The sequence below is a fragment of the Clostridium facile genome (assembly GCF_014297275.1).
In the GTDB taxonomy this organism is placed as follows: Bacteria; Bacillota; Clostridia; order Oscillospirales; family Ruminococcaceae; genus Massilioclostridium; species Massilioclostridium facile.
On sequence record NZ_JACOQK010000001.1, the window covers coordinates 1,428,444 to 1,441,744 of the forward strand.

At 37.5% G+C, this 13,301-nt stretch carries 12 protein-coding genes and 1 tRNA gene; 9 read left to right on the forward strand and 4 right to left on the reverse strand.

The window, feature by feature from the left end; genetic code table 11:
* Positions 1-64 precede the first annotated feature (64 nt).
* From H8Z77_RS05945 to H8Z77_RS05960, 4 genes are all read right to left on the reverse strand, one after another.
* Positions 65-1,282: a 6-phosphofructokinase gene (locus H8Z77_RS05945; protein ID WP_186996469.1), complete on the reverse strand. Its 1,218-nt coding sequence runs from the start codon at positions 1,280-1,282 to the stop codon at positions 65-67.
* 139 nt (positions 1,283-1,421) lie between these two features.
* Complete coding sequence (gene radA, locus H8Z77_RS05950) at positions 1,422-2,798, reverse strand: DNA repair protein RadA (protein ID WP_186996470.1); 1,377 nt, start codon at positions 2,796-2,798, stop codon at positions 1,422-1,424.
* A gap of 21 nt (positions 2,799-2,819) precedes the next feature.
* Positions 2,820-3,527 (reverse strand): N-acetylmuramoyl-L-alanine amidase, encoded by a 708-nt coding sequence (locus H8Z77_RS05955; protein WP_186996471.1) that lies wholly within the window; start codon positions 3,525-3,527, stop codon positions 2,820-2,822.
* Positions 3,528-3,581: 54 nt separating this feature from the next.
* The gene (locus H8Z77_RS05960) at positions 3,582-4,352 is read right to left on the reverse strand and encodes a type III pantothenate kinase (RefSeq protein ID WP_069988357.1); all 771 of its coding nucleotides are present in this window, start codon (positions 4,350-4,352) and stop codon (positions 3,582-3,584) included.
* Between the two features lie 138 nt (positions 4,353-4,490).
* Between H8Z77_RS05960 and H8Z77_RS05965 the strand changes: the two genes are divergently transcribed.
* From H8Z77_RS05965 to H8Z77_RS06005, 9 genes are all read left to right on the forward strand, one after another.
* Positions 4,491-4,904: a hypothetical protein gene (locus H8Z77_RS05965; protein ID WP_069988356.1), complete on the forward strand. Its 414-nt coding sequence runs from the start codon at positions 4,491-4,493 to the stop codon at positions 4,902-4,904.
* Between the two features lie 10 nt (positions 4,905-4,914).
* Positions 4,915-5,100 (forward strand): hypothetical protein, encoded by a 186-nt coding sequence (locus H8Z77_RS05970; RefSeq protein WP_069988355.1) that lies wholly within the window; start codon positions 4,915-4,917, stop codon positions 5,098-5,100.
* Between the two features lie 215 nt (positions 5,101-5,315).
* A complete protein-coding gene (gene cls / locus H8Z77_RS05975) occupies positions 5,316-6,839 on the forward strand; it encodes a cardiolipin synthase (protein WP_069988354.1) in 1,524 nt (507 codons plus the stop codon).
* 17 nt (positions 6,840-6,856) lie between these two features.
* Complete coding sequence (aroE, locus tag H8Z77_RS05980; protein ID WP_186996472.1) at positions 6,857-7,726, forward strand: shikimate dehydrogenase; 870 nt, start codon at positions 6,857-6,859, stop codon at positions 7,724-7,726.
* Complete coding sequence (locus H8Z77_RS05985; protein ID WP_186996473.1) at positions 7,723-8,847, forward strand: glycerate kinase family protein; 1,125 nt, start codon at positions 7,723-7,725, stop codon at positions 8,845-8,847. Before aroE ends, H8Z77_RS05985 begins: the two co-directional genes overlap by 4 nt.
* 79 nt (positions 8,848-8,926) lie before the next feature.
* A tRNA-Leu gene (locus tag H8Z77_RS05990) sits at positions 8,927-9,010 on the forward strand.
* A gap of 569 nt (positions 9,011-9,579) precedes the next feature.
* A complete protein-coding gene (locus H8Z77_RS05995) occupies positions 9,580-10,218 on the forward strand; it encodes a superoxide dismutase (protein WP_186996474.1) in 639 nt (212 codons plus the stop codon).
* Between the two features lie 299 nt (positions 10,219-10,517).
* Positions 10,518-11,663, forward strand: coding sequence for an ABC transporter ATP-binding protein (locus tag H8Z77_RS06000; protein WP_069989296.1), 1,146 nt, complete (start codon positions 10,518-10,520; stop codon positions 11,661-11,663).
* Positions 11,647-13,242, forward strand: coding sequence for an ABC transporter permease/substrate-binding protein (locus H8Z77_RS06005; RefSeq protein WP_366471941.1), 1,596 nt, complete (start codon positions 11,647-11,649; stop codon positions 13,240-13,242). Before H8Z77_RS06000 ends, H8Z77_RS06005 begins: the two co-directional genes overlap by 17 nt.
* The last annotated feature ends 59 nt before the right edge of the window (positions 13,243-13,301 follow it).

Here is a 13,301-nt window from a genome sequence, read left to right on the forward strand (position 1 = left end):
TGGTGGAGACTTTTTGTTATATGGAGAAAACAGCGGGAAAAATCCCGCTGTTTATTTGAGATAATTAAAAACGAAAATAGGATGGAACACCGTTTTTATATTGTGGTGTATATTCCCCTTGAATCAGAGGTTCAATATATTCACGGATCGAATCAGAAACATCTGTACCGCCTTTGGTAATATATTTTCCTGGAACAGAACGCTGCTGGTTGGCAATCAAGTTAATATCACTAAGTCTGTATTCCAACTGGTATGGTGTATTGGAAATACGGTGGAAGGTAACCATTTTTCCCGTTTCCCCTTTGGAAGCAGCCATCACCCCCTCATATCCGGATTGGAAACTCTCATCAATATCCGTCTTAGAGAGCATATGGGCGGCACAACGTTGTAAGGTATTTAATTCGATGGCACGGGTTTTACAATGCAATACTTCTAACATATTGGTTAAAGCCTTTCCAGTACATTCCAACTGGCGGTGCCCAAACGCATCTACCTTTTTACTTGCCAATGAATCACAGATATAAGTACCTGTAGCATCCCGTAATCCTTCGGAAACCGCAATCACAACAGCATATTTCTGTGACATTTTTTCCTTTACATTATCCACAAACTGTTCCACATCAAATGGCCGTTCTGGCAAATAAATTAAATCTGGCCCATCACAGTCTTCCCCACGGGATAAACTGGATGCAGCGGTAAGCCACCCCGCATCACGTCCCATAATTTCCATAATTGTAACTGCTGGAAATGGATAAACTGACGCGTCATAAATGACTTCTTTGGTAGCGGCAGCTATGTATTTAGCAGCACTTCCATATCCTGGCGTATGGTCTGTTAAAGGCAAATCATTGTCAATTGTTTTTGGAATACCAATAAAAGTAATATTGCTCCCTATTCTTGCTCCGTAAGAAGATAGTTTTTGGATGGTATCCATGGAATCATTCCCGCCAATATAGAAAAAATGAGAGATATCATATTTTTTTAAAATATCAAAAATTTTCTGGTATGTCTGCTCATCCTTTTCTACTTTAGGCAGTTTATATCGACAGGACCCCAACGCAGAACTAGGCGTAATTTTTAATAATTGCACTTTGCTATCCGACCCCAACGTTTGGGACAAATTGATAAATTCCTCTTTTAATATGCCTTCAATCCCATGCCGCATGCCATAAATTTTTTCAGCACCCAAATCTTTTGCCGCTTGAAAAACACCAGCTAAACTGGCGTTAATCGCTGAAGTAGGTCCTCCAGATTGCCCTACTACAATGTTTCCAATTTTCATTTTTACGTCTCCTTATAACTTTCAGTGTTATTTATCTTTGTTGTAAAGGGGCTTGCACAACGGCATTGCTGCAATCCGCCCATAAATCCAAATATTATTTGGAGGATACACCCACATTGCCATTCCTACAATTTTCCCTTTAAGACTGAAATAATCGTTGAATTGCCTGCCGGATATTTTGTACCGGTATCAATTCAATTTGGCTTTCCGCTGGCAATACCAAATTCTTCATACATTGTTTTGGCAATACACAGCGAGTAAAACCAAGCTTTTCTGCTTCTCTCACTCTTTGAACTGCCCCGCTCACAGTACGGATTTCCCCTGTTAATCCAATTTCCCCAAAGGCAATTAACTGGTCATCGAGCGGGATATCTCGCAAACTAGAAATTAACGTCAACGCAATGGCAAGGTCTGCCCCAGGTTCATCTAGTTTCAACCCTCCAATAATATTGATATATGTATCTAGACTTCCAAAAAAGTAGCCCGCTCTTTTCTCTAGTACCGCAATGATCAGTGCCATCCGATTATAATCAAATCCGGTGCATGTCCTACGTGGATTGCCAAAACCGGTTTTGGTTACCAATGCTTGTACTTCTGCCATAATTGGACGGGAACCTTCCATCACCGAAGCAACACAGGTACCGGATACTCCTGTTGGTCGCTCCGATAACAACAGCATAGAAGGATTTAGCACCTCATGCAATCCATCGTTTCCCATTTCAAACACAGCAATCTCATTCGTAGAACCATAACGGTTTTTCGCAGCCCTTAAAATACGGTAAGAAAGGTTATTTTCCCCTTCAAAATATAGTACAGCATCTACAATATGTTCTAGTACTTTTGGCCCCGCGATATTTCCATCTTTATTTACATGCCCTACAATCCAAATGGGAATATCCTCTGATTTTGCCAACCGCATTAAAGCATTGGTACATTCCCGCACTTGGGTGACACTACCTGGAGAGGAAGGAACTGCAGCCATGTTCATGGTTTGGATGGAATCTATCATTACTAAATCAGGTTGCTCCTTCATAATTGTACTGGCAACCGTATCTAAATCCGTTTCCGATACGATATATAAATTAGGGCAATTTACCCCTAACCGGTTTGCCCTTAACTTTAATTGGCGAACGCTTTCTTCTCCAGAAATATATAAAATTTCTAGCTGTTCCCCTAGTCTGCCACAAATCTGCAACAGCAAAGTGGATTTCCCGATTCCAGGGTCCCCTCCTAGTAAGACTAAGGAACCCTTTACGATCCCTCCACCCAATACATGGTCAAGTTCTTGAATCCCTGTATGATAGCGTACCTCATCCGTAACATCAATCTCAGTAATACTGGTAGGCGTAACCGCTGCCGCAGAAGAGATGGTAACCGTACGTTTTCCTGCTGGTTCTGGAGCAGATGTTTGTAATTCAAATGTATTCCAAGCACCACAGTTGGGACATCTTCCATTCCATTTTGGAGTTTGATATCCACATTCAGTGCAACAATATACTTCTTTTGTTTTTGCCAAAATGATCTCCTTTATCTAAATTTACACAGAAGCCTCATAAAAACGGAGGATTCCAGAATATAACGTAAACGCTACCTGTTTTTGATAGGTAGAGTCCAATAATTTTTTCGATTCTTCCGGGTTGGATAAAAACCCACATTCTGCTAACACTGCTACTGGTTTCGCATTCTGAATTAAATATACGCTGGAAGTAATCGGTTTTACCTGCCTGGTATTTTCCGGTTGTAAATTCGCTACAAATGCCTGCTGCAAAGACTCCGCTAACAATTTACTGGAGGCATTTTTTTCTCCATAAAATATCTGAGCCCCAGAATACTGGTTCTGTTCAAATTTATTTTGATGGACGCTGATAAAAATTGCCTGAGGGTTATCATTAGCAATCTCCAATCGCTTTTTGAGGTCAGATCTCTTTTTTTGTCGCAAGCTTTTAGCAGAATCGTCATAAATGGATACATCATGGTCTCGGGTTAAAATCACCTCAAACCCTGAGGCACGAAATAAATCTGCCAATTCCAACGAAATATCCAAGTTAATATTTTTTTCCACAGCTTGATACAACCCTTCTGCTCCACCGTCTTCCCCACCATGACCAGGGTCTATGATAATTTGACGCTTTAACTGGGGTGTTGTCCCTACTGTGGTAACCGTCTTAATTTCATGGATACAAAATAAACTGACAAATACAATCAGGCAAACCGAAACAACCACATATTTGCAGGAATGAAACATAGATTCTCACCAGCTTTTCCCTTTTGCCTTATATCTATGTCCCGTATTTTTATTTTATGCGTGACAAAAATCCTGATAAATTTTCATCAAACCTTCCAGCATCAATGTTTTGTCAATTTTATCAATGCAATTAGAATTTTCATAAATCAAGGTAGATAGTCCCCCAGTAGCCACTACAAATGCTTTTTTGCCCAATTCATCATTCATTTTCTGGATTAAGTAAGTTACAGCACCTACATAGCCATAAACTGCACCGGATTGCATACTGGTTATAGTATCCCGTCCAATTACTGTACCAGGTGCCTGAAACTCAATAGTAGGCAGTTTTGCGGTATTCTGAGTTAACGCTTCTATGGAGATTTTAATGCCAGGATAAATGGTCCCGCCCTCATAAGCACCATCTTCTCCTACCAAATCGAAGGTAGTGGCTGTCCCAAAATCCACAATAATCACAGGACCGCCATATTTTTGAAAAGCGGTATAAGCACTGATTAAACGGTCTGCCCCTACTTCCTTTGGATTGTGATAATTGTTTTTCATGTTAATTTGGATATTTTCTCCAACAATTAGGGGATCTTTACCAATATATTTCCGCATTGCGTTGGATACGGAAAACATCACCTGCGGCACAACCGAACCAATGATAATATCCTCAATTTCATCCGTTGTTATCTTATGGATGGAAAAAAACTGCGTCATAAACAATCCAATTTCATCCGATGTTACAGTGCGGTTTGTTACCAAACGAAAATTAGCTTTTAATTGATTGTTTTCAAAAATCCCAAACTCCATATTTGTGTTGCCAATGTCCACTGTTAAAATCATGGTAAATCTCCTAAATTTTGATATTTTGATTATACAATTTATTAGTAATCATGTCAACAATCGTCAAAGGAATAACACACATAATCCAGGCAGAAACCACGAATAATAATACAAGAACGAATGAAAGGAGACCTTTTTATGACACAAAGCGAATTGGAAAAAGAAATTTATAAAACAGCTTCTATGGGGGAACATGCCGCAGAGTCCATGCTGGCATACTCCCAATCTGCTGGAATCAAACGCAGCCTTACTTCCCAATTAAACCAATACCGGAATTTTAAAAGGAAAATTGAATCCGGTAATCAAATCCCCCAAGCCACCTCTTCCATGAAGGATAGAATGTTAAAAATGGGAGTTAAAATGAATTTAATGATGGATTCTACCCCAAGCCATATGGCAAAAATGATGATTCAAGGTAGCAATATGGGAATCATTGATTTACAAAGCGCGTTAAACCATCATCCAGAAGCGCCCAAGGAACAAAAACAATTGGCACAGGATATGATAAGTTTTGAACAGCAGACTATCGAAGCCTATAAAAAATATTTATAGGAGGAAAGCTATGAACACCAATAAATATCATGGAAACCGCACTAGGATTCATCCAGATGAAACAGTGGTACCACTATATGACGAAAGTTTTCCCGCAACTCAGTTTAAAAAAACCAAAAGCGGAAAGACAAAATACAGCCATACAGAAGATAACGCCGTTTATTTAAGGGAATTTTCGATTGAAAACGAAAAATAATCTGTCCTCCATAGTGTTCTCTTCTACACATTGTTTCATACTATGCCATCTGAAACCACACATTTTCAGATGGCAATACATAAAATTGGTTGTTTTTTCAACAACTTTGTACCTCCGTTTGTTTTTATAAGATTTTATGTTATAATAATACTGTCTATTTTAATAAACAACCCGCCTTTTCACCAGATAATACATTTTTCATAACGGAGGGAAACATGAAAAAAGTATGGAAGTTTTTAACAAGTAGATTATTTGTCATAATTGCTTTATTATTGCTGCAAGTTGCGCTGTTGGCATTTTGTTTGTATTTTGTCAGCGCAAAATACTACTATTATTCTTTGCTCTTAACAGCAATTAGTATCTGTTTAGTGTTGTTAATTATTAACAAAAACGAAAACCCTGCCTATAAAATTGTCTGGATCTGCTTAATCTTTTTGTTTCCAGTGGCAGGAGGGATTTTTTATTTATTATTCCGGAAAGAAAACACTCAAAAACACATTTTAAAGCAAATCCAAAAAAGCAAATATCACATTGAAAAAAAACTGCCTGAAAACCAGGAGATTTTCCAGGAAATCCAACAAAAAAATCCTGTTATCGCAAAACATGTACATTATACTACCCATGTTACCCAAGAACCAGCCTGGAAAAACACCCAAACAGAATATTTAAGCCCTGGTGAAGTAAAATTTAAAGCTTTACTAGAAGAATTGGAACAAGCAGAACAGTTCATTTTTATGGAGTATTTTATCATTGAGCCTGGCTTAATGTGGAACAGCGTATTGGATATTTTAATTGAAAAAGTAAGACAAGGCGTAGAAGTCCGGCTAATGTATGACGATATGGGATGTATCAATACATTGCCTCCCCATTATGACGAATATCTACGCTCCCAAGGGATTCAAGTAGCTGTATTTAATCCATTCCGTGCAAAATTAAACGGCTTTATGAATAATCGTGATCACCGTAAAATCGCAGTAATTGATGGCAATGTAGGTTTTACCGGTGGGATTAACTTAGCAGATGAATACATCAACGAACATGAACGTTTTGGATATTGGAAAGATGCTTCTGTTATGATCAAAGGCCCCGCTGTAAACAACCTCACCGCAATGTTCCTGCAATTGTGGCAGTATACAACCGGTACTACAAACGAATTCTCCCAATATCAATGTACCAGGCTTTATGAAACAGACGGTTATGTCCAGCCATTTGATGATAATCCTTTGGATGAAGAATTGGTTGGGGAAAAAACCTACTTGAATATCATTAATTCCGCTGAGAAATATATCTATTTAACAACTCCTTATTTAGTATTGGATAATGAGATGCTTTCCATGTTGTGTTTAGCAGCACAAAACGGGGTGGATGTCCGGATTATCACACCACATATCCCGGATAAGCCATATGTTTTCGCAGTAACCCGCTCTTTCTATCAACCGTTAATAGAAGCTGGCGTAAAAATTTATGAGTTTACCCCTGGATTTATCCATTCCAAAACGATTGTAGCAGATGACCAGGTTGCCATTGTAGGAACAACCAACTTTGATTTTCGGAGCTTTTACCTTCATTTTGAATGTGGTATCTGGATGTACCAATCAAAAGCGGTACACCAAGTATATCAGGATTACTGCAATACTTTAAAGCAATCCCAGGAAATTTCTTTGGAAGAATGTAAAAAGACAAAATGGTATATACGGCTACTACGTGCTGTACTTCGCGTATTTGCGCCGTTAATGTAGACAGAAAAGAGGGAAATATGATGCAAAAATCTTATCGGGAAGAATTGGTTGGGGTGTTTGGTGACCCTATTGACGAAAATCCAACCGTTATTTTAGAACAAGCTGCTTTTCAGGCGTGCCAGTTAAACTACCGGTATTTAAATATTTTGGTAAAATCAGAGGATCTGGAGCAAGCTATCCTTGGCATGAAAGCAATGCATATGAAAGGGATTAATTTGACTATTCCCCATAAATGCGCTGTACTTCCCTATTTAGATGGTATTTCTAAAGAAGCCTCTATTATCGGGGCTGTCAATACCATTGTAGTAAAGGATGGCAAACTAGTTGGGGAAAACACCGATGGAAAAGGCTTCTTAACTTCCTTACAGGAAAATGATATTACCGTTCTTGGTCAAGAAATCATGATATTGGGCGCTGGTGGTGCTGCCCGTGCTATAGCGGTGGAATTGGCGTTAGCGGGTGCGAAAAAAATAACCATTGTCAATCGCAGTCGACAACGTGGTGAGGAACTTACAACTCTAATCCAAGAAAAAACCTCCTGTCAGGCAGAATTTTTGCTATGGAATAAAACAATTTCCATACCAGAAGAAATTAATATTTTAGTTAATGCTACATCAATTGGCTTATTCCCTAATGTGGAACAAAAACCAGATTTAGACGAATCTTCCCTTCGTCCTGATCTGGTCGTGTGCGATGTCATCCCAAATCATCCTCGCACCCAGTTACTCAAAATGGCGGAACAACAAGGCGCAAAAACGATTGATGGTTTAGGCATGTTGGTAAATCAGGGAGCAATTAACTTTCAGTTATGGACAGGAAAAAAAGCTCCTGTAGAAGTTATGAAACAAGCAATCCAAAAAGAGTTTGGTCTGGAGGAATCCCTGTGAAAAAATGCGTAATCGCACCGGATTCTTTTAAAGGCAGTATGACTTCTATTGAGGTTTGCCAAATTATAAAACAAAAGGTAGCAGAATTTTTTCCAGGTTGCCAGACAGTTTGTCTACCAATCGCAGATGGTGGCGAAGGCACTGTGGATTGCTTTTTACAAGCAATGCAAGGAGAAAAGATAATGGTACCAGTACATGGGCCTCATATGGAGGATATTACTGGATTTTATGGTAGATTCCAAGATACCGCAATTATCGAAATGGCTGCCGCTTCTGGCCTACCATTGGCAGAAAGGCATTTGAATCCCTCTGTTACCACTACTTATGGAGTAGGAGAATTGATGTTACATGCGATCCAACATGGTGCAAAACAAATTATCTTAGGCATAGGAGGAAGCTGTACTAATGATGCTGGTTGTGGATGTGCTGCTGCTTTAGGTGCAAAATTCTATCATGGAGCTCAGACTTTCCTTCCAACAGGAAAAAATTTAGGTCAAATCACAAAGATTGATTTGTCAGAGCTCAAATCTCTTTTAAATGGAGTTTCTGTCCTTACTATGTGTGATGTCACAAATCCATTATATGGTCCCAATGGAGCTGCTGTGGTTTACGCACCACAAAAAGGGGCTACTCCTGAAATGGTGAAACTGTTAAACGAACAATTAATACAGTTTGATCATATCCTACAAACTCAACTTGGCTATTCTGTGGCAGCCCTTCCTGGAGCGGGGGCTGCTGGTGGCTTCGGCGCAGGAGCTGTCGCATTTCTTCAAGCAAAATTGCAGTCTGGGATTGATACGGTATTGGAGCTTACCAAATTTGAAAAGCAAATTCAATTTGCCGATTTGGTTATCACTGGAGAAGGAAAGCTGGATCAACAAAGCTTACAGGGAAAAGTCATCAGTGGAATCGCAAAACGGACTTTCCCTTATCATATTCCCACTGTTGCTATTGTCGGGGATATTGGAGAAGATATAGCATCTATTTATCAAATGGGAATTTCAGCAGTATTTAGTATCAATCAGGTTGCAATTCCTTTTTCAGAATCTAAAAAACGGAGCAAACAGGATTTAGCTCGTACAACGGAGAATATCTTGCGTTTTCTAAAGGTATTCCATTAAAATAAATGCTTCTTTTTTTATTTTGCTATTGACAATTTTCGCAATAACTGCTATAATATAACAGTTCAATTGAACAAATGCGGCAGTGCTGGAATCGGCAGACAGGCACGTTTGAGGGGCGTGTGTCTTTGACGTACGGGTTCAAGTCCCGTTTGCCGCACCAGGCTGAGTCTGGATGCAATTTGCGTCCAGACTCTTTTTATTTTTGTAAGCAATGGTCTTGCATTTATTGTGGTGATCTTTTTAGTAGTACAAGCCCAAATCTTCGATGAGTCATTTACTCATCGAAGATTTTTTATGTCTATCTTTATATCCTGTTCATGCAAATCTATTTCAAAATACTTTACACTAGTAATGTTTGGATTCTTTTCTTTTATCTATTACTACAAGATACTTGATAGCATAAGCTCATTAACATAGGATGAATCAGATATCTATTGTTTCTATTTTACGTAACAAAAACAAAATTTTGTAAAGTATAAAAAAGAACTCTTACATTCAACAGTCATTTCTTTTTGAATTTCCATAATAGAAAAGATATCATTCTTTAAGCATCAATCCCTTTTGGAAATTATGATATTATTACTTCATGAATGACTTTACTCCTTTATATAATAGTGGATAAAAATTAATGCCATGTTTTTTATTTCAATATCAATATGCAACTTTCATACTATCAAAAATGGACGCATATATTTCTATCGTCCTAATAAATAATAAGGGAGGTTCTTTATGGAAAATAATTATTATCCATTTTTTAATTTACCATTATTATATGCCTATAATGCCCTTGAACCATTTATTGATGAAAAAACAATGTACTTACATCATGATAAGCATCTGCAAACTTATATTGATAACTTAAACGCTATTTTAAAAGACCAGCCAAAACTACAAAAGCTATCCTTAGAACAGCTGATTAAAATCGCAGGAAATTTACCGAAAAAACTACAAATATCTATACGAAATAATGCGGGAGGAGTCTATAATCATCGTTTCTTCTTTCAAGGAATAGCACCTCCCATAGAAAAAGAGCCAGAAGGGAAACTAATTCAAAAAATCAACTGCCAATTCGGGAGTTTTCATAATTTTAAAGTAGAGTTTAAAAAATCTGCGCTATCTGTATTTGGTTCTGGTTATACCTGGCTCGTATCAAATAGGTGCAAATTAAAAATGATTACAACCTCTAATCAAAATTGTCCTCTTGAACAAGGACTTTTCCCTATTCTTACAATAGACGTATGGGAGCATGCGTATTATCTAAAACATTACAATGTCCGTAGCGGATATGTTGACGATTGGTTCAAAATTGTAGATTGGAATCAAGCAGAGCAAAATTTTCTTGGCATTTCGTTGCACAAGTCAATTTAAATAACGATTCCCACTTAAAAATTACTGATTCTATATCTTGCATGGATTGTTTGTATCTTATTTATTTCAATTATTTTTATGTAACTAATATTTTCACCATTTTTTAAGCTCAATTATGATTAACATAATTGAGCTTTTTATTTTTATCTATTTAAATAAATTATAGCTAATTATTTAATTTTTTATTTATTTTTCTAAATTTTAATATGATTTTAATACAATCCATGAGAAATAAATTTACTCTTTACATAAAATGATGTTACACTATACTAGTATATGTGGAAAGGAGAGATAGCAGGATGATTGAATTTAAAGGTGTTTATAAATCCTATAAAAACAAATCTGTTCTAGCAAATATCAACTTGACCATTAACGATGATGAATTCTTTGTATTAATTGGTGCTAGTGGATGTGGAAAAACCACCCTTTTAAAAATGATTAACAAGTTGAATTCCATTGACCGCGGCGAACTGTTGATTGATGGAACGTCTGTGAAAAAAATAAAAGAGTCGGACCTTCCAAAACAAATCGGATATGTTGTTCAGGAAGGTGGACTGTTTCCCCATATGACAGTAGGGGATAATATTGCGCTTACTATGAAATTGGCTGGGTTCTCCAAACAAGATATTCAGAACCGTGTGGATGAAATGTTAGAAATGGTAGCTCTGGAACCTGGAATCTACCGTGATTTATATCCATCACAACTCTCAGGGGGACAACGACAAAGAGTGGGGGTTGCCCGTGCTTTTGCAACAGATCCTCCTGTTATACTGATGGATGAACCTTTTTCTGCCTTGGATCCAGTAACAAGGAATGAATTACAAGATGAAGTATTCCATCTGCAAAATCGCACCCATAAAACTGTTGTGTTTGTTACTCATGATATGGACGAGGCAATTAAACTAGCTACCAGGATATGTATTATTCAAAACGGCCATATTGTACAATGTGACCGCCCTGAAGAAATTTTAAAACATCCAGCAAATAGCTATGTGGAAGAATTTATTGGTAAAAATAAGTTGTGGAGCAATCCTGAGTTTGTAAAAGCGGAAGACATTATGTTAAAACGTCCAGTACAGGCTTCTGGGGAACGCACTGTAATTCAGGCAATTCATATTATGGGACACTATAACGTGGATAGCCTTTTAGTTACAGAGGATGGCAAATTAAAAGGCGTTGTTTGGATGAATGATTTACGTAAAATTAAAAATGACAATGACAAAATCAGAAACTACGTCTCTGATGATTACATTTCTGTATTTAACGATACCTCTTTGAAAAAAATCATATCTACCATAGATTATAATATTTCTGGAATTATACCAGTGATTGACCATGAATCCAATTTAAAAGGATTTTTAACCAAAGGTAGAATGCTTTCTATCCTAAGCCGTCAATTCACTCCAGAAGGTTCTTCCGAAGAAAGGAGTGGTATCATTGACTGAGTTTTTCCAGTTATTTATGGAGAAAAAAGGGGAACTACTACAGCTGTTCCTAGAACATATGAATATGACTGCATTGGCGGTATTCATTTCTTTGGCAATTGGTGTTCCAATTGGTGTACTTATTACCAGGAATAAAACGATTTCTAAAATTGTAATTGGAATTGCAAATATTATGCAATCGATTCCTTCCATTGCGTTATTGGCTTTTTCTGTACCATTTTTAGGAATTGGCACCAAGCCAGCGATTTTTATGGTCATTATTTATGCCCTGCTGCCAATTATTAAAAATACTTACACTGGTATTATCAGTATTGATCCCAAAACAATAGAGGTCGCAAAAGGTTTGGGGTTAACAAAATGGAAACGGTTGTTCCGAATTGAACTGCCAATTGCTGCACCATTTATTATGTCCGGTATCCGTATTTCTGCAGTTGCCGCAGTTGGTACCATGACCATTGCCGCTTTTGCAGGTGCTGGTGGATTAGGCTGGTTTATCAATTTGGGTTTAAATTCGCAAAATATTGGATTGGTATTATTAGGAGCGATTCCAGCTTCGCTATTGGCTTTAGGAATTGATTTTCTGTTAGGGCGTTTGGAACACGCTGTTACACCAGAAGGCCTCATGCCGGCGGATCAGATACAGAATATTCCAAAGAAAAAGCGCCGTTTGGAAAGAATTATTATTTTTTGCTTATGTGGTTTACTTGTACTGATTCCTGCGATTACTACTCTATCGGAAACAATTGCTAGCCAAAATGAGAAAAAGATTACAGTTGCATCTAGTAATTTCACAGAAACTATTATTTTAGGGTACATGTACAGCGAACTAATTGAAGAAAATACAGACATTGAAGTGGAACAACGGTTTAACCTGAATGGTGGAATTGTTTGTTTCAATGCAATTAAAAGTGGAGATGCTGATATGTATGTGGAATATACTGGTTCCATCCTACCAAACTACCTCCATCAAAAAATAGAAACAACCGATCCTCAAGAAGTATATGACCAAGCTTCTAAAGCAATGAAAGATAATTATAATCTTCAGTTATCACAACCATTGGGCTTTAATAATACCTATGTTATGGCAATGAAACCAGATGTTGCAGAAAAATACAATGTCCATACTTTATCCGAATTGATGAAAGTTTCGGATCAATTACGGTTGGGTTGTACGGTGAATTTTGCTCAACGAGAAGACTGTTTACCGTTGATGGAAAAAACATTTGGAACTAGCTTCCAATCGGTAAATGGCTTGGAAGGAGCAATTCGATACAACGCCTTAGCTTCCAACGAAGTTGATGTCATTGATGCTTTTTCTACAGATGCATTAATTGAAAAACAGGGGTTAACCTTAATTGAGGATGATATCCATTTCTTCCCTCCATACTATGCAGCAAATGTAGTCCGTCAGGAAACATTAGATAAATTCCCTGAATTAGAACCTGTGCTAGCGAAAATGGAAGGGATATTTGATGAACAAACTATGCGTTCTTTAAACTCAAAAGTTGATATTGATGGAATGGACGCAAAAGATGTCGCTCATGAATTTTTAGTGGAAAAAGGATTGATATCAGCTTAATCTGTATTCTGGCTTTATAATTACTGATTCCAATAAGTGTTAGGATAAATTAAAACCAG